Source organism: Azospirillum sp. (genome assembly GCF_035628975.1).
Classification (GTDB): Bacteria; Pseudomonadota; Alphaproteobacteria; order Azospirillales; family Azospirillaceae; genus Azospirillum.
The window spans coordinates 19,263-37,798 of sequence record NZ_DASPIS010000034.1 but is presented as its reverse complement, the minus strand read 5'-3'; the positions used below and the strand labels follow the sequence as shown (position 1 = coordinate 37,798).

At 57.3% G+C, this 18,536-nt stretch carries 8 protein-coding genes; 4 read left to right on the top strand and 4 right to left on the bottom strand.

What is annotated here, in order from left to right; translation table 11 throughout:
* Positions 1 to 455: 455 nt before the first annotated feature.
* A complete protein-coding gene (locus VD964_RS07210; RefSeq protein ID WP_324867023.1) occupies positions 456 to 1,142 on the top strand; it encodes a recombinase family protein in 687 nt (228 codons plus the stop codon).
* Positions 1,143 to 1,206: 64 nt separating this feature from the next.
* Here VD964_RS07210 and VD964_RS07205 read toward each other — a convergent pair whose 3' ends face one another.
* Genes VD964_RS07205 through VD964_RS07190 form a run of 4 tightly spaced genes read right to left on the bottom strand, consistent with a single transcriptional unit; the run spans position 1,207 to position 15,540 of the window.
* Complete coding sequence (locus VD964_RS07205) at positions 1,207 to 5,034, bottom strand: Eco57I restriction-modification methylase domain-containing protein (protein WP_324867021.1); 3,828 nt, start codon at positions 5,032 to 5,034, stop codon at positions 1,207 to 1,209.
* Positions 5,035 to 5,051: 17 nt separating this feature from the next.
* On the bottom strand, positions 5,052 to 7,913 hold the full coding sequence (locus VD964_RS07200) for a helicase-related protein (RefSeq protein WP_324867019.1): 2,862 nt from the start codon (positions 7,911 to 7,913) through the stop codon (positions 5,052 to 5,054).
* Complete coding sequence (locus tag VD964_RS07195) at positions 7,910 to 10,012, bottom strand: 3'-5' exonuclease (RefSeq protein WP_324867017.1); 2,103 nt, start codon at positions 10,010 to 10,012, stop codon at positions 7,910 to 7,912. The genes VD964_RS07200 and VD964_RS07195 overlap by 4 nt, the downstream gene beginning before the upstream one ends.
* Entirely contained in the window at positions 10,009 to 15,540 is a 5,532-nt protein-coding gene (locus VD964_RS07190) for a DEAD/DEAH box helicase (protein ID WP_324867015.1), read from the bottom strand. The genes VD964_RS07195 and VD964_RS07190 overlap by 4 nt, the downstream gene beginning before the upstream one ends.
* Positions 15,541 to 15,749: 209 nt before the next feature.
* Between VD964_RS07190 and VD964_RS07185 the strand changes: the two genes are divergently transcribed.
* From VD964_RS07185 to VD964_RS07175, 3 genes are all read left to right on the top strand, one after another.
* Positions 15,750 to 16,058, top strand: a complete 309-nt coding sequence (locus VD964_RS07185; RefSeq protein WP_324867013.1) for a hypothetical protein — start codon at positions 15,750 to 15,752, stop codon at positions 16,056 to 16,058.
* A 327-nt stretch (positions 16,059 to 16,385) separates the two neighbouring features.
* Complete coding sequence (locus VD964_RS07180) at positions 16,386 to 16,616, top strand: hypothetical protein (RefSeq protein WP_324867011.1); 231 nt, start codon at positions 16,386 to 16,388, stop codon at positions 16,614 to 16,616.
* 1,533 nt (positions 16,617 to 18,149) lie between these two features.
* The gene (locus VD964_RS07175; RefSeq protein ID WP_324867009.1) at positions 18,150 to 18,275 is read left to right on the top strand and encodes a hypothetical protein; all 126 of its coding nucleotides are present in this window, start codon (positions 18,150 to 18,152) and stop codon (positions 18,273 to 18,275) included.
* The last annotated feature ends 261 nt before the right edge of the window (positions 18,276 to 18,536 follow it).

The window sequence follows — 18,536 nt, the reverse complement described above, 5'->3', positions numbered from 1 at the left end:
CTTCTACCCGTACCGGGAAGCGGAATTATTGGACCTGTCCGAAGGCATTCCCTACGACCATCCAATGCATCAAGGTGATCAAGAATGTGGCGAAGCGGCTGCCATCACCGATGGCATCATGTGCAGGCTGCCGGCTCGCTCGAAACGAGGACAAGTTGACGACGTTTGATCAGACCTGGATCGCCACCCTCCGGGCGATCTTATTGGGAACGCTTCCCATGTGATCTCCATTCCGCCGACCAGAGGCTCGGATGGACGACAGGCACGTGTCGGCTCGCCTCAGGGATGCCACCTGACGGACGACTAGCCAATGGATACGCCTCTGCACCGAGCCGGCGAACAATTCAGTGGATTAAACAGGCTCCCCCCGCTTGACAACTCACAAATCCATGAGACCTTCGAAAAAACAAGATCAAGACGTTCGTCTTGACTTCGAAAGCGGGACGGAGAGTCATATGCAGTGCGTTGGCTACATTCGAGTTTCGACGAGTAAACAAGGTCGGTCGGGTCTTGGGCTTGATGCACAGCAAGAGGCGATCACTCGATTTTCCGTAGTCAACGGACTTGTCGTCACCAAATTCTATCGTGATGTCCAGTCGGGTGTCGAAGACGACCGTTCCGGCCTGAACGCAGCCATTGCTCAGGCCCAACGAGAGAAGTGTCCGCTGGTGGTCGCCAAGCTCGACCGCCTTGGCCGCGACGTGCACTTCATCTCCGGTCTGATGCGGCACCGGGTCCAATTCGTCGTCGCCGAACTTGGCCTGGATGTCGATTCATTCACGCTCCACCTGTGGGCGGCTTTAGCGGAAAAGGAACGCCGGATGATTGCCGACCGGACCCGTCAGGCTCTGCTGGCGAAACGTGACCGCGGGGAACCGCTGGGGAGCCCAAACATCCACGAGGTCGCCAAGGCTGGTGTGGCCCGCCTGAAAGCCCAAGCTGATGAACACGCCTTCAGGACCATGCCGATCATCGCCGAAATTCGGCGGGCCGGTGTCACGACCTTGAGCGGCATCGCCGCCGCCCTGAACGCCCGTGGTGTCCGGTCCGCCCGCGGCGGCCAGTGGCATCCGAGCACCGTCCGCGATTGCATTCATAGGAGTGGGAAGTATTCAGAAGGCGACGGATGCCATAGTTGTTAATCTTTCCGAATGGGCAGAGTATCTCCTATAAGCAGGCTCTGCCCTCATAGCTCAATTTTCTTTTTCAAGCCGGAAGAAGGACGGCGATTTCGTCCCATGCATTCATGATCTCAGATTTAGTTCGATATGCACCATATTTCCTATTATCGCTTTCACGCAGCTTCGTAAAGCTATCAGCAACATACTCCATTTCATCACGAGAGAGACCGAAGACATTTCGAGCAACAAGAGCTTCAAGCTCCGCCTGGGTTCTGAACCGCTGCCCCTCGTCCTCACACGGAATGACCTTATCAAGGTTTCCAATCTGGCTTGAGACCAGCGTCAAGAAGTCTGACATCTCATCACCGCAGCAAGCAAGCTTGGCTACACGACGGCATATTTCTAGAGTGACTCCATCTTCCTTTTCCAAAATCGGGAAAGGAATTCCGTCCAGTATTGTGTACGACAGATGAAGTTTGATGTGCTTCCTGCACATAAAGTCCACCGGCATGCTATTCATTATGCTAAGGAGGACCAGATAGTACCACTCACTCCCTGCATCAAAGCATATTGTTGGTACGCTGTGTCCACAGACCACACCCGGTGGTATAAGCGTGGCTACTACAGACCGCTCAATATAGGGAGTGGTTACGTCGCAGAATCCGACTCTATAAGCCCCGACTCTGTCGATAACCTTGGCCGGAAGAGACGCCTCATTGATGTACCATTGCGGAGCCACCCTCTTTTCAGTGCTTCCAAATCGCAGCGGCTCCCAGATCGCAGCCCGTCCCCGGCCTGAGACGTACCTTCGTGCTCTATGGTCGTACTGATCCACCATACGCCCCTCATACAGAGGGACAGCAGAAGTGTCTTCAGAGAAGAGCCCGCGGTCGTTGCCCATGTCAATTTCCCGCATGTACACACGTCTTAGACCGACAGAATTCGTCTCCGAAAATCTGTTGAATTTGAATAGTTTCGAAAAAATGCTCGCCTCAGCCTGGGACGGGAAAGGAACAATTGCTACAGTTTCCTTGGAGAACTCCCTTAGAAGAGATACGCTGATGTTTATATTTTTGGTGTCGTCGAGATCATCTTCCGTGTACACGGAGAATGTTGCCGGGAAAGACTCCGTGCTCCCCCCCTTCTTTGCTGCATAGATGCAGAACCGGGTTTCAGGATGCACAGCCTTCCACCAGTGGCGTCCTTTGTTCTCAAACTGGTAAAAACGGTACACTGTTGATTTAGCAAAGAACTCCTTACGAATTTGCGATGAATTCGCTCCATTGTAAAACCCTTCCGGCAGCACCTGTGAGAAGTATCCTCCATTCTTGGTGGCGTCAAAAGATAGCTCCGCGAACATCCGGAAAAGGTTAAAGTCACCTTTTCCGAGGTTACCCCCAGCAAACATTTTGAATCTTCCACTACTCCTCATGAATCTAACGCTTGAATAAAGAGAAATACAATTTTCGCTCCAATTACGGGCGAGTACTGGATTTTGCAGTAGGCCATCAATTGCAGATTCCTGCTGCGTCGGAGTCATAAAACGGATTTGGGGCAGATACGGTGCAAAGAATTCCTTCGCATCAGGGCTTAGCGTTTCCCAAGGCGGGTTTCCTATCACCACATCGAACCCTCCAGCCTGCGATACTGCCGGGAAAGCAAGATGCCAGTGAAAAAAACGCTGAGTTTCTGCGATCTTCTCTACCCATTCCACCACGCCTGGGCGAGCAGGAAGCCCTAACCGCACCCGATTTATGTCCTCAGTTACCGGTATATTGGAAAGCGTATCTGCATTCTTGGGGCCATAAAAAGCTGCTACATACATATTACAGGCAAGTTCATCCTTCTTTCTTTCAGGATTTCTCAGGGCTGCATTCCAGAGGGATTTTTTTACAGCCACATCATCTAACGTCTCCTCCGGCATGCTCTCTATCTCTGAGCTTGCGGCTTGGCCGTTCGTGCTGCTTAGGTCAAAGAAGCTACCTTGGACCCCTTGCATTGACCGATTTGAGACGCGATTTTTTTGACGCAGAATTCTACATGTAGCTGCGTCGTCGTGTACTTGTTCCTTGTACGCCTCATCAGGCAGCCCAGCTATCAAAAGGTTGTCACCATACAACCCGACAAGAGAGTCTCCGCATTGGATATGTGAATCCAGAAAGCTTAGCGGCTTACCGGGTTCAATAGTCTCAATCCACAACGCAGTTCTGCATAGCTCAACAGCAAGCGGGTTCCGATCTACGCCATAGATGCAGTGTTGGATGACGCTACGCAGTGCGTGTTGCCGTTCGAGTTCATCCGGTGCATCTGATCCGGATTTAAGGCGAGCGATTTCTATCGCTATACGGCGAGCAGCCGCAAGTAGGAAGTGTCCACTTCCGCAAGATGGATCAATCACGCTAATGCTGAGCAAAGCCCCGATAGGATCAGTCGGGTTTTGATCTATCTTCTGACGAATTGCTGGCTTAAGTGCATCGTCTATTAGTACGCTCACGAGACTCGGTGGCGTATAGTAAGATCCCGTAGTCTTGCGTTCTGCTCCTCTGCTTGCTCCGCCAGCATCAAAGCCTGTAAAGCTAAACCGCCAGGGTGCAGCCTCCACGTCAACCACCGGATGAAGTTCGAGTAAGCTCTCATAAACAGAACCTAACTCTTCCGTACCCATGTCACGATAGTTGATCCGTGCCAGCGTTCCACCGGACTGAAAAAAGCTCAGAGAGTGGATAGAGCGAAGCAAAGGTGCATTGGCTATTTTAGCTGCATTTATTGTCTTGCACTCGTCAGATGCAAAAAGACCGCCAAGCCCCGGTAAACCGATAGGATTTTTCTGCCCAGCAAGACTGTGGAATACGACTTGCAGACCTTCCCACAGATCACAGTGGCCGTCATAACTCCGCCGGTGCAAGGCTCGTTCCCGTAGCCGTTCAATTGAGTATCCCTGTTCGTAGATGTTCCGGCTGCGATCCGATGTCTCTGGAGTGAGCAAGAGCCCTCGATCCTCGGCTGTTGATAGAAAGAGAAGCCGGTAGACGATTCGCAGCAACTCTTGGAAATACGCATTAGGCGACAGCAAGCCATCTGCTAGAGCGGCACGAAGGTTTTCGCTACCAGGGTTCTGTATAAATCCATTCCCTAGTTGCAGCAGTGCTTCAGTTACGCCCTCCCGGAGATTTTCTCGAGCCCGCTCCCCGATCTCTTGGGCTACATCTCGCCACTGCTCCAAAATGGCAGCTGAGATTTTCCCGTTACGCGGCACAACACGACTGAAGTGGAACGTTAGCCACATTGCTGCGAAGTCAGAATACAGCCCTTCCTCGAATAACCTTTCTAGATCAACCTCGATAAAGGCCGGGCGGGTTAGGCTCGGATTGTCGCGAAGCAGCCGAATGCGGTTTCCGTTGGCTACAAGCCCCCAAAGAGCATCAGCGTCCGCATTCAGGTATTCCTGCACGAGTCCGTGGGGTGAACGACGACGGCCTTCGTAGCCAAAAGCCGTACTTCCCTTGTCAAGATCATAATCGAAAGTCGTGAGCAGCACCGGGATCGTGCTAGTTCCTGCCCAGTAGTTGATGGGGAATGATCGCTCCCCGATGCTCGCTGGAGTCGCCGGCTGGAGATCCCGATAACCCAGCACATCGATCAGCAGGCGGTTCAGCCAGCCGCTGACTCCAGCCAGAGCTTCCTTGACATCTTGCCGTTGCCTCTTCTCCCGATAGTCCTGCCACTCAGCGAGGGCGATTCGCCATGCCCGGCCAATCTCATCCTTCAGTTTGAGTCCTTTCGCGAGACCATAATCGGCCTCCGTCTGCTTTGGGACGCCCAAGGCAGCAACTTTCTGAAGGAACTCAGATGGGAGAATTCCACCCTCAAACCTGATGGCGACGAAACCATGATCTTGCTTCGAGTGACGCATGGGAAATGACCTGTCCGTCAAAGGGAGACAGAGGGCAAGAGGACGTACACGCCGATCACATCGACCGGCAGGCAGGCCGCGACGGAGTACCGGATGCCCTTGGCATCGCTGGCCTGCCGAACCCGCTTATGATCTTCCAGAAGTTCAGTAGCCCGCCGGTTTGCCACATCGGCGAAGAGGTCCTGGAGGACTGGAAGCCGTCCGAGGGCTGCCTCAACCTGCTGACGACGCATCGCCGGGTCCATGTTCTTGGCGGGCTCCGCTGCCATCAGTGTGAGGGCTTCGTCATTGGTCAGGAGGTTCGGGCTGCCTGTGCCTCGGCTGGCAACGACGACGCATTCCTCGGACAGCAGGACGCTGCTGGGCACGAAGCGGGTATCCTCCCTGACCTCGACCGTCAACTGACTTCGGAGCCGGAGCAGATAGGCCGAGGTCTTGACCGACACAGTCTTTGTGAAGATTGCCCCTGATCGAGCCGCCAGATCACTGTTCTCACCAGCCAGGGCCACCTCGACGATGTGGTCGGCCAGGGTGGAAACCATGGCGTGACTGCGGTGGATGAATTCGACACCCGCTGCAGGTGGGTTCCGGAAAGAAACTTTTAGTCCCTTGGTAATGCCGACAGCTTTCAGTCGTTCTTTGAGCCCGATGGGCAGGTGCTCCACCGGCAATCTATAAACGTTGCTCCCCTTTTCCAGGGGAGCACCAAGACGCTCGACGGCTGTCTGGACGAAGCGTTCGACATCGTCCTCTCCACCCAGAACGGCCACGGCTTTCTGCCACTCAGGGAGAACCTCTTCCGGCCTCAGCCGCCGCTGGGCGAAGATGGTCTGGCTCTGCTTGGCTTTCTCGCGGGCCGACTCCCAGGCGGTTTCGACCTCGGCCTCCTGGGTTGCGAACAGATCCAACTGCTGCTTGGGAGCGGCGATGCTGCCGCCCTTGAGAAGCACGGCCTCCATGATGGCCTGCATGATCTTGTTGGTGTCGGCCGGCAAAGGCACTAGGACACCCAACTGCTTTCTGATCTGCTCCGCTTTCCGGAGGATCACTCGCAGGACTGCCCCATCCACAGGGTTGTTTTCCCCATAGAGCATGAGAGCCCGGACGACCTCAGACCGCTGGCCAAACCGATCCACCCGGCCTTCTCGTTGTTCGTGTCGGGTCGGATTCCACGAAAGATCATAATGGATGACCGCATCGAAGAGGCCCTGGAGGTTGATGCCTTCAGAGAGACAGTCGGTGGCAACGAGCAGGCGACGATCGAAGTCCATAAGGCTCCCGACCTTCTCCTCTCGCTCCTCCGACGCCAATTCGCCGGTGACCGCGATCACCTCAACGCCTTTGCGGCCCAACATCTCCGCGAGGTGCTCGGCCACATAGTGGGCGGTGGCGATATAGCGGCAGAAAACCACCGGGTTGTGCCCGGCATCGACGAGCTTCAGCAGTTCCTCTAAGAGCTTGCCAAGCTTGGGGTCGTTCTTCGGTCCCTTGAGTGCATCGGCTCGTTCAATCAGGCCCTTGAGGATTTTGGCGTCCGCCCCGTCGGCATCGTCCACGGTACCTGCCGGCACGGCTTCGTCCAAGTTTAGCAGGTCGTCGCTTTCACCATCAAGGACGGTTTCAGCAGCCTGCCGATCGACCCCAGCCGCCTGGTCGCTTTCCGTCACGCCCTCAACGGCCTTGAGTCTCGTCCGCAGGGCGATGCTGGCCGCCGCCGGGCTCGAACTCAAGCACCTCAAGAGAGCCAAGGCGGCCCACCAGTTCATTCGCTGTTGGAGCAGGCCTTTCTCCTCGGCCCGCTCGACCATCTGGCGGGCGTAGGTCAACACCTCGTCGAACAACTTGCCCCAGGCTCCGTCCAGGAGGTACGTCGCTTCGGCAGTTTTACGGTCGGGGAAGATCGTCGCGTCCTTCCACTCTGCGATATCGGGTCGCCGCCGTTGGACCATGTACAGGGCAAGCTCCTGACGGAGCTTTTCCCGCTGCTTGTCCGGGAGGTCGAGGAGGGAGCGGAAGTCGAGACGGAGAAGGCCAAGGAGGTTATGGAACGCCTCATCGTCACCGCTGTGCGGTGTTGCGGTGAGCATAACCATGTGGCGGTTAGGGTTCTCAGCGAGCCCCTTGAGCAGCATGAACCGCTGATGCTTCGTCCCGGTGCCAGCCTGGACGCAGGTGTGGGCCTCTTCAACGATCACGAACTCTGGGCAGGCCCGGAGGAATTCATCGCGACGTCGGTCGGACTTGATGTAATCCAGCGACACCACGGTGAACGGGTAGACATCGAAGATCGACTTGCCGACGGGAAGCCCACGTTCCAGCCGACCGGCTGTACCGGTCCGAACAACCTCAGTCTGGATGTTGAACTTGGTCGCCAGTTCCTGCTGCCACTGCTCGCACAGATGGGGTGGGCAGATCACCGTGAACCGCTGGATTTCACCGCGGTCGAGAAGCTCACGGGCAATCAGTGAAGCCTCGATGGTCTTGCCGATCCCTACGTCGTCCGCTACGAGGAGACGAACGATATCGAGTTTCAACGCCATCAGCAGCGGGACAAGCTGGTAGCCCCGCGGTTCGACCGAGATGTTGCCGAAAGACCGGAAAGGACCGGCTCCGGCTCGCAGCTTCAACCGTAGGGAGTCCCTCAGAAGGAGCCCTGCCGCCTGCGATCCGGCCATTTCTGGGTTCGGGGGGGGAAAGGTCGCCGGAACCGGTGGCGTGGCCTCCAGTGGCACATAGATCAGCGTACTGTCTTCGTCACTTCCTCCGAGGGGACGCAGATGAAGTAGATCAGCTTCGCTGTCGGGCAAGACCACCCATTCACGACCGCGGGCTTTGACGAGGCTGCCGGGCTGGAATGTCTCGACGAGTGTCATGATCATTGCCTGCGGTTCTTGGTGAAGTGCGGTTCGGTGCGAGCAGGATCGCTCGCGGTTAGGAAGACCGTTGGCTCGCCCGTATAGGTGATCAGTAACCTATCGCGGGCTCGGGTGCAGGCGACATACAGGAGGTGCTGCTCCTGCTCGACGATCGACTGCCGCTCCGCTTCATCCGCCGTGGTCTTCAGGGCCGCCGGGTGCGGCAGGGCACCGCTGTCGCAGCCCACGACTGCTACTGCCTTAAACTCGAGTCCCTTGGCTCGGTGCATGGTCCCGAGTGCCAACACACTGCCGCCTTCAGTGGCGTCATCGGTGAGTTCCCGCCACTCCACCCCGGCCGCCTTGGCGGCCCTTTCCGCTCGCTTGAGAAGGGTCTTTGATCGAGCGAACAAGGCTATCTCACCGGGCTGGACGCCCTCCTTTACAAGGCTCCGTAGCCAGTCGGCGATGACGGCAGATTCCTCTTCGGCGGTAGAGGCCCCTCTCACCGTGGGATGGGGGCCCTCGAAGACCGAAATGGTCTTTCGCTCCTCGGTCTCACCATCGGCATCGGTCAGCAGATCTGGAAGGATGGCCTCGGCGAATTGCCGGATCTGCTGGGATGTCCGGTAGTTCACCCGGAGACGGTGCGAACGACCCCGCACGTCGATCCCGAGTGATTTCCAAGATGCTCCTGGCTGGAAGATCCGCTGGCCGATGTCGCCAGCCAGGAAAAGGTCGTTCTCTCCGGGACGGGTGATCGCCCGGACGAAACGGAGTTCGGCCACGCCCATGTCCTGGGCTTCGTCCACGATGACATGGTCGAAGAGCCGCTCCGGGCGGCCCTCGGCGGCCCTGCCGACCTCCGCAAAAAGATCACCAAAGGTCACGTGCTTCCGGTCCCGAAGGCGATGTCGGACAAATTCGAAGATCCTCCAGACCCGCTGCTTCTGCTTGAGCCCAAGCTGGACGCCACGGCCAACCCGCGACACTGAACGGTAGGCGTCCCAATCTTGGATGCTCCAGGACTCGATGATCGCCGTCCATTCTGACGCCAGGAATGAGACCGAGAGGTCCATGCAGTCACAGAAACGTCGAGCTTCATCGATGGCGTTGGTGATGTAGGTGTCGGAGGCAATGTTGACGCCCTTCAGGCCTCTCAGCTTCAAGTACTGATCATAGGCGAGGCGATGCAGGTTGCTGACCTCGACGTTGCGAGGGACTTCAGGCCCAAGCAGCAAATGAAGCTTTTGGCCGATCTGCCTCGAAAGCGTTTTCGAGTACGAGGAGAGTAGAATTCTCGCCGCGGGATTCGCCTTCACGAGGTGGGTGACACGGTGCAAAGCCACCACGGTCTTGCCCGTGCCTGCCGACCCGCTGACGCGAGCGGGCCCGCCATAGCGTCGCTCGACGATCTTCTTCTGGTCAGGATGCAGGAAGACTAGCCATTTCTCCCATGGGAATTCCAGGGCTCGGCGTAGTTCTTCCTGATCGTTGAGGACTCGGAACCGCCGCTGGGCGTCGGGGTGCTGGAACGGATTAGAAGGAGTTTCGGTCGGCTCCTTGGTGGCCGCAGGAACTTCGCCCGCAGCCAGGGTGATGAGCCTCTCCATCGCCTCTTCGGGTAGCTTGTCGATCAGACCAATCAGACCCTCCTGGTCCACCGAACGGACAACATCGAGCCACTCCTGGGGCACACCGAAGTCGAGAAGCAGATCGTCAGACTGATCACTGAAAATCGCCTGGACCTTTGGTGCTGCTGGAGAAGCTGGCCAAATCGGTACTTGCTCCTCGACCTCGCGGAGGATGACGATCTGGGCCGCCCCTGTCCGGGGGTGAACAGCGATTTTCCGCCGCTCCGCCCAAGAATAGGCATCATCATGATGTCCGACGTAGCACAGGAGGAAGTTGTCATCATCCTTGTGAATAATGAGACGAAGGTCAGCGTCCACGCGGGCGGACCAGAAGCGGACGTCACGAGAACCATCGACGCGGTGGAACCGGAAGCCCGGAGCACGCGGATCAATCTGAAATTCGAATGCCGCCTGTTTCGCACGTTTTTGCTCGGGTGCCGCCAGCTTGGTCAGGCTCTCGGTGAAGGTGTTGGCAATCACAAAGTTCATGCCACGGTCCCCAGCCGTTCGAGCAGCCGACTGGCGACCTCCTTCGGGTTCTCATCCGGAGATACAGAGATGTAGTCAGCATCCGCAGCGACCTCCCAATCGCGGCGATCGATCAGAGCGATCGGCTCTGGACTATTCCAGAGCAATACCGCTTGAGCAGCCGATACCCGGCCGTCTTTCAAAAGTTCCACGTGGCAGTCGGATGCGACGGGCACTCCCGCTTCTCGTAAGCCCGCTGCTAACGGCTGCCATTTGGGGTCGAGCAACGTCAGAATTTCTTCCCAGAGGTCTGCTTTCGGCTGTTCTAGTTCCAAGGTTTGAGGTTTTCCGAACACCCAGGGAAATTCGGCCAACACGTCAGGCCAGGACTCCTGATCCTTGCCAAAGCGAATGACGGTAAACCCCGCGTCGTTCAGACGTGTGGTGATTTCCTCATCGATCTGCTTCTGACGCTCACCGTTGTGGTGCGGCCCGTCGATGTAGATCAGAGCTTGAGTAGTGGAATACGCGTAGTCCGGCTGGGTGCCGAAGTCCGCTAGAAGGGGCTGAGCACGATCCGGCATCGTGTACCCGTACTCTCGCATGTGGGTGAGCCACGCCTTTTCCAAAGTGCTGTTCGAGAGGCGATCCAGTTCTGCGAACTGTTGGGCCTCGGACCGACCATCTGATCCCTTACGCCCCACGGACCGAGCCAGCCGGCAGAGAAGCTCCAGGACCTTGCGGTTCCAGCGGTCGATGCTCCGGTGTTCGGGTTGATTGTAGTAGGACAGGAGGCACTTATAGCAGCCCGCTTCACATTCGTGATCACAATCCTCAAGATCGTCGGGGCCGGCCCATTTGCCGGACTTTGACTGAAAGTGGCAAAGCTCCAAGGCTCTGATCGCCACCCTTCCCATAGCGTCCACATCGGTGGCCAACCGGTTCAGAACGCCGGCCCCGCCTTCAGCGGCTTCATAGAAAAGGATAGCATTTCGCCTCTCACGATTTGGCAACGGCTCAGCAGCGACTTCGCTATCTTCAAGCTGGAAGACTGCCTGAATGCCCCGCTTCAGAGCGTACTGAAGCGTCGTCATCGCTGGGGCGTCTAGGTTAGTTTCTGGATGCAGGATCAAGATATTCTTATGATCTTCGACATAAGGAATGACCCGCTGGAGAGTCTTGGTGTCATCAACGATATCATCGTTGACATCATCCGGAGCCTGACCGTCACGCCCCCAGACTCCAGTAGTCACGTCAATATTAAAGCCGAAGATTGACTTCTCCCGCCGCCTCCGCCACCCGAGATTCACTCGCCACACTTTCGCCGCAGGTCCAAATTTTGCGGTCAGTAGGTGTTCGCCTCCTTCTGCGAACTCCGTCGTGATGACCCGGCGATGCCCGCCCTCCTCAGCGAACTGAAGAGTGGTGATCATCTCGTATCCCTGCCGCTGCCTTTCCTCCTCGTCGGAGGTGATGCGGGTTGCCCGGCGAGTGGAAACCTGCTCGATGCGATACAGCGACGAGAGGCTAATGCCGCCGCTCAGGAGGGCGTCGCAGTTCACGCAACGCTCATGGTCCCGCTCCTCGCCGAAGTGGCCGTAACCACAGTCCGGGCATAGCCTAGCCTTCATCACGGGCAATTCGGCGGATGTTGTGACGCTGTCCTCGTCCTTGACGCTCAAAATGGCCTTTCTGACCCGGTATTGGCTCCCTTCGTGGTAGATGATTGATTGAGGGCCAAACTCAGAGAGCCCCAGAAAACGAGGACGAGAGAGGAAGGAGTCCCGACCAACTTTTTCGCGTCGGGCCGGAATGAAAGCCAGAAGAGGAAGACGCGGAAAATTATAGCCCGGTAGAAATCCCTCGCTCGCCAAGTACCTGTAGGTGTAAAAGTCCGAATTCATCGTCGGCTTCGACTGAAGAAGAAGCTCCTGCTGAACTCGAGCCTCATCGTACCGTTGCTTGGCCTCTTTCCGTTCCTTCTCGGCCGCAGCCGCATTCATCAGAACCGAGTGAGCTCGCTGCATCTGCCGAGTGGTCGCCCGATACAGCGTCCGCCACCTCTCGAATGCCCGCTCGAACTGGCCGGCAGCCCCACGCATAATGTCGTCCAGCCACCGGTCCACGTACCAAGGGGCGGTATCGGGCGTCAGGTCGTCCTTTAGCATCGCCAAAATGGTAATGCCACGCTTCGCCGCCCGCTCCCGAACCTTATTGGCATCCAGGACGGCCATGATGTCGGCCCGCACATCAAGTGCGGTCCCCGTTTCAAGGTTAAGGACATCCTTAACGGAGTTCCCGAGCTTCTGACCACTCTCCGCGAGCCAAACGGCGTTCAGGTGGCTCCGGACAAGTTCCTCATTGGCGAGATCGAGGTTGGGCGGATTCACCGAACCCGCGACCATCCTGACAGGATCGCTGAAGAAATACTGGTCGTGAGGGCTACCCGCAGCACAGTAAGTGATAACCAGAGCCGGTTGGCCACTACGTCCGGCACGACCACTTCGCTGGGCGTAATTGGCCGGCGTCGGAGGCACATTCCGCATGTAGACGGTGTTGAGCGAGGCGATGTCGATGCCAAGCTCCATCGTCGGCGAGCAGAACAGCACCGGGAGCTTCGCTGCTCGGAACAGGTCTTCCCGCTGCTCCCGAATATCCGACTCGACCTGAGCGGTGTGCTCTCGAGCCTCCAGTTGATGGAGGAAGCGTTCGGACGCGACGAGGGAAGCTGCGACGTTGAGATACAGTGTCCGGAAGAACTCGTTGTCTGTACGGCCGGACACTTTACCCTCGGTCTTGACGGTCCATTCCAGCACATCGGCCACCACCCGGTACCCAGTGCCCCCGCCGACGACCTCGACTGGCTCGACGAGGCCATATGTGGTCATGACCGTCAGCAAGTCATCGACGATGCGGTTGTAGACCACCTCGTCGAATTTCTTCGGGTGGTGCACGCTCCCATGCTCTCCCCAGGTCCGCGGAGCCTTCAGAGTACGGCCGAAGCGTGACCGGTAGGAAATGTGCAGAGCCGGAATATCCAGACGGGCTGAGGCGAGCTTCGGGCGGGGCACCATTACCGCCCCGGAAAACAGCCGCTCATCCTCTTGGAAACCCCAAGGTTCCCTCAGACTGGAGAAGCTCCTGTTCCGGATCTGCTCTTGCTGGATGGCATCAAGATAGATCGTCTTGATGGCGAGGCCACGCCGCATTGTGTCCAGCAGGTCGTGCATGATCTGCCGACGAACCTCCGGTGAGGCATGGGCAAGCAGCGGATGGCGGCTCGTCCATTCAGCCTCGTCGGCACTGCACTCATCGAGCGACTGATAAGCGATTGCCAAAAGCCCCAACTGCTCCAAGTTTGGGTTTGTGACACGCCATCCACGTTGGAGGTCGAAATACAGCCGGTAGCCCAGGACATCCCGGAGGGATCGCTTGGTATTGTCGGCGGCAACTCCCTTGGCCTCGGGGTTCGCCGCATAGTCCTGCGGGGTCAGCCGCAGGTAGTCGAACACCCGCTGCGTCAGGATATCGTCGCGAATGACGCCACCGGGCTCATTCTGAATCGCTGCCAGCAGAGCACTGCGAAGCAGGAGGATCTGGATGAAATCGTTAAAGTGCCCAGCCTGAAGAGACGCGTCCTGCCGATTATCTGTAAAACCGAGCAGCTTCTTTGCCTTGACGTCGAGACCCGAAGCATCTTGCAGAAGATACTTGAGAGCGTTCAGCGTCAAAACAGTCGTTGCGGAACTCCGCCCTTCAGTGCTTAGTCCAGATAGCTTTGACAAATCACTTCGCTGTTGCCCCTCATAGCTTATGCGGCACGACAGGCAGAAGCGGAAATACCCCGGGATCAACCAGCCCTTCATGCCATCAGGGTCAAACTCTCCCCGAGAGTTGGTCACGATGGGCATTGGCCGGTACCGTCGATAGTTCGACCTCAGTTTGGCCGCCCCGTTGGTGAACTCGAGCCACTCCTCAGGGTAGCTACCTTCCAGATCCTCGGGATCGAAGCCATTCCTGGGATCGGGCATGAAGTACCCGAACCGCACATCTTCATCTTCGTTGCTTCGCTCACTGATTTGACGCGGTTCAATCGCAGTGATGGCCTTGCCATTCATCGCGGCCCACACCGGCATGTACTCCTGACCACATTCACGGCAGAAGCAGACATTGAAAAGGTGCTTGTCGCGTTCACCTGGCTGGAACTGCTGCCCATTGAGCGTCAAATACCGCTGACCTGGGGGTTCCAGTGTCGAAAAGACATTGCCGGCCCCAGAAATGAACTGATGAAGACGAAACGCAAAAAGGCTTTTCCCGCTACTGTCCTTGATCTCATATGCACGTAAAAGGAAATCCGAGAGGTACTGCTCACACACTGCAACGGATTGCCCACTATCCGCGGATAGCATTTCGACAGCTTGACGAAATGACTTCGGGGAATTGCGGACAAGCTTTCCGCCGGGACGGTTATCTTCCCAGCGTAGCCCGAGGTTCACCTCAACCCATGCGGCGACGGGGTGCTGCTGAAGCTGTTCGTACTTGGGTGAAACCGGAACACCTTGGGCAATAGCTGAAGCCAATGCCTCTTTATCGATCGGCGTCGCCTCGGGGGTGGTTCTCTGGAGGGTCTCGGTGACGACGTGTTCAGGTTTTACCAAAGCACCGAAGAGCCGGGAGGCGACCTCTGCGACGACTCGGCCACGGGCTGCTGCATCCCCCTCGCTGACCATGGTGGCCGAGGTGCCAATGCACAGCAGATTCGCGTTCAGACGCTCTCGTACTCGACGAACCAACAGGGCGACATCGGCCCCCTGCCGTCCACGGTAGGTGTGAAGCTCATCAAGGACAAGAAACTTTAGACCCGCAGCCGCTCCGATGACCGCCCGGTCGACATCGGACTGCCGTGTCAGGATAAGTTCGAGCATCACGTAGTTGGTCAAGAGAATATCGGGCGGATTAGCCGCCAGCGATTTCCGTTCTACGTCGCTTTCCTGACCAGTGTAGCGGGCGAAACGCACAGGTTCTCCGTCCTCTGGATATCCTTCCTTCAGGTACTTCCCAAGTTCTTCAAGCTGGCTGTTGCAGAGGGCGTTCATCGGATAGATCACGATGGCCGTGATCCCTCCTGCCGCGGTTCCATTCCGCTTGGCTCGCAGCACGTGGTCGATGATCGGGATGAAGTAGCTCAACGACTTGCCCGAGCCGGTACCCGTAGTCAGTACATAGCTCTCCGCTCGCTGAGCGATTCGGATCGCCTCCTCCTGGTGCCGATGGACTCGCATCGGCAACCCCATTGAACCTGACTCTTTGCCGATACGAAATATGTTACGGCATTCAGCATCAAGGAGGCCTTCATCAACAAAGTCGTCGATAACGCCTCCCGAAACAAAACTAGGGTTCAACTGGATCAGGGGGGCTGGCCAGAATCGCTCGCTGCGGTATTCATCATTAACGAAGGCTTTGATGTCGCCTGATTTTATCTTTGTAAAGCTTCGGGAAAATCGCTGATAGTCGTCAATTAGACGGGCTCGAAACTGGAAAACGTCCATAGCGGTCCCCCTTGAGGCCTGCTGCTACACGCGAGGCTTCTGCTTAGGGCAAAGGCTATCGCACAAATCACCAGGATTGCAACGGCTGGTCGCAAGCGTGTGGCAGATTTCGTACCGCCATGGGCCTATGGTGCCCTCACTCATGCTGGAGTATGTAGGGTTCAATGCAATCCGCTTCTTAGTCCCACTATGCGGAGCATGGATTGCCGATGCTGGATGTCATTCTGCTCGGGAAACTGTCCCCTAGAACCTACGCCATGGCTTCAAAAACCAGCCGAACCCATCCTCTCCGTATTGACCGCATCGGCCTTCCCGAAGGCGGCAGCATCGGATTGACCTTCTGTTCCGGTAAGAAGCAGGCTGACGCGTTCACGGGACGATGGGACCGGGACCTCCTGACCGACCTTCAGACCATTCGGGCCTGGAATGCTACCGCGGTGGTAACGCTCATCGAACCGCACGAGTTCACCACCATAGTGCTCAGACACAGACAGAAGATACATGCAGCCTGCCCTTAAAGTGTTGATTTACCTGGGCAGACGCTGAACCATCTGAATACGTCTGTGCACTAGCCGTACCGGATCCCACCTACTATCAGCTAGGCAACGCCCGACCATCTCCCGCTCACGACGCGGACCGCCAGGACCTTGACCAATTCGGCGGAAGTCATCGACGAACTGAGCGGCTGTGATTAGCGGCGTCACTTTCTGCATGAGGCACCCCTCACCCGAGTTCAACCTGCCATGGATCGCCAATGTGTCAAGTGGACGGCTACTGCAGGACGAAGAGTAAATACCTAACAACCAATACATTGTAACAGATCGCCAACAACTGAGGATATCAAGATGACCATCGCTGACGTCTGGGATCGCCATCCTAGAGATCGAAGCCGCCATCCTCACTGGTCCTTCTTGCTGCTCGACCAACTTGACTTCCGCCGACTGGAAGCGTTCGCAGAAGACAATCAGCAGGTCCTGGTCATTGATGTTGAGCGGGACGGCAGCGGTCATATGAGGGTCACAGTCGGTTGTTCCTCTCCAGAGGTCCAGGCCCGCTTGGAAGACGCGTGGGGCTGAGGTCAGCTTTAGTACCAGCCTCTGCAACCAACGTTGCCTTACGTGAGCGACCTGTAACTGGCCGGTGGGCCTGGAGTTGCCAGCGGGCAAGCTCACAGGTAGAGTACCGGCATGTACACTCGCCTCCAGCAGATCCGCGATCTCATCCGGGAATTTGACCGGACTCACCCCGCGGGACAGCCTACCGTCGTGGGTCGCGACCGTCTTCTGATGATGGCGGTGAGGCTTGCATTGACCCCGCCAACACCCACCGTGCACTGAGGCACATTCGTCCGCCCGCAGCGGCTCAGGGCTCATGTTCTGTGCCGCTACTCGTGGAGCTATTCGAAAGTGGCCCAGATTGTCGGCTGATCCTGTCGGGCCTTCCTGATATCCGGCATACTGCCGCTCAGGTCCAGCAGTGGGGGTTTGCATCAGGGCTCGGCTCGGCCGCCTTCTCCGCCTACGACTAGACCATGGTCGCCGTGCTGGACGTGCCTTCGAATTGCCTTACAGCCGGCCGCAAAGCGGCCGTCTGGCCGACTTCACTCAATCTCCCTGCCTCACTCGCTCTGCTCGCTCACCAGGGAGATCTCGTTCGTCGGCACTTCTGGAGTGGTTATCGGTCTCGCTGGTCTCAGCCTGACTCCAGATCAATTTCCAATCCTTGGTCCATGCCGGTGGTGCGGATAGACCAAGCCCTTACAGGGCTCGATCTATCCGAACTCACAATACAGTATGCCGTATGGAGCCTGGACCTTGCAGAGACGACCAAGTGTGACCTTGGACAGAGGCGGTTAGGCTGTACCTCATTTATGTCTTAGATTATTCCGCCAGAGGCGGACCAGCGGCAGGACGTGGTTCGCTGCAAGACTCATCACGTCCATCCAGGTTGCTGTCATCGCAGAGCCTGGATCGTTTGTTGGGTTTTGTTTATAGACGGACCGACCTCTCGGACTCGACCTACACGAGGTGAACCCTACTAAATCCCGTCTTCGGTGGAGCAACCCTGTTCCAGGAGGTCGGCGGGGTGTTTAGCCCCTTTCTCCTCTGTCTGGCCTTTCGCAGAAGTGCCGCGACTAATGCGGCACTTGCCCCTATGATTGGAATATTTAGCACATTCTGGCCAGATACCGTGCCATAACCCCAAAAGATCACAGGGGCACGGTGTTCGCTTTGGCAGCCCCTGCCTGGGCTACCATCAGCCTGCCCATCATGGCCTTGCCGATCGTGTTCGATGCCCCTTGAACATATGACCGTTCGAGATGGGGCTCCTGCTGGCCGCCACCGCGGTATATCGTCTATGGACACTGGCTCCTTACCCGACCAACCCTGGGTCATCTTCGCCCGTCGAGATCTCAGAGAGCGGGGCTACGAGGACGACATTGAGGCGGCTCTTCCAGCCCATACTACCCCGACACAGCCCCCGGGGGCAGCGACAGAGGATGATCAAGGAGTTGACGCGTGTCATGCTGACCCGAGACATCGAACATAAGGGCCGGGTCCTCACCGCCGGCACCATGGGCACCGTTGTGCGGCGTGTACCATCAGGGCGTGGCGTACGAGGTCGAGTTCGTCAATCCGCTCCACGCCCTGCTGACGGTCAGCTACGCACAAATCGTGATGCCGAAAGAGATGGACGCCCAACGGCCCGAGCCCGGCGGCTGGAACTCGGACTGATGATATCAAGCTTGAAGTTCCTCAAAGGCAACACCCGTCAGCAGTTACGGCAACGCCGCCTCAGGGTGTTTCTTCGACGTGTGCCCCGTCACCGGGATGGGACCGTCTACGCGGTGAGTCGGTTTATTGAGAGACTCCTCCCAAGGCGGGGCTGATGCACCCGTCCGCGTCCACTGTGAGCGGTTAATTGCTGCCGACACTTAGAGTACCGACATCACCATCATTCCAGATGCGGGGGCCAGGTCTTCATCGTTCACTCGC

Bases quoted from the DNA above. Each gene is read 5' to 3' on its own strand.
- VD964_RS07210 (WP_324867023.1), top strand. From the start codon at position 456: ATGCAGTGCGTTGGCTACATTCGAGTTTCGACGAGTAAACAAGGTCGG.
- VD964_RS07205 (WP_324867021.1), bottom strand. From the start codon at position 5,034: ATGCGTCACTCGAAGCAAGATCATGGTTTCGTCGCCATCAGGTTTGAG.
- VD964_RS07200 (WP_324867019.1), bottom strand. From the start codon at position 7,913: ATGATCATGACACTCGTCGAGACATTCCAGCCCGGCAGCCTCGTCAAA.
- VD964_RS07195 (WP_324867017.1), bottom strand. From the start codon at position 10,012: ATGAACTTTGTGATTGCCAACACCTTCACCGAGAGCCTGACCAAGCTG.
- VD964_RS07190 (WP_324867015.1), bottom strand. From the start codon at position 15,540: ATGGACGTTTTCCAGTTTCGAGCCCGTCTAATTGACGACTATCAGCGA.
- VD964_RS07185 (WP_324867013.1), top strand. From the start codon at position 15,750: ATGCTGGATGTCATTCTGCTCGGGAAACTGTCCCCTAGAACCTACGCC.
- VD964_RS07180 (WP_324867011.1), top strand. From the start codon at position 16,386: ATGACCATCGCTGACGTCTGGGATCGCCATCCTAGAGATCGAAGCCGC.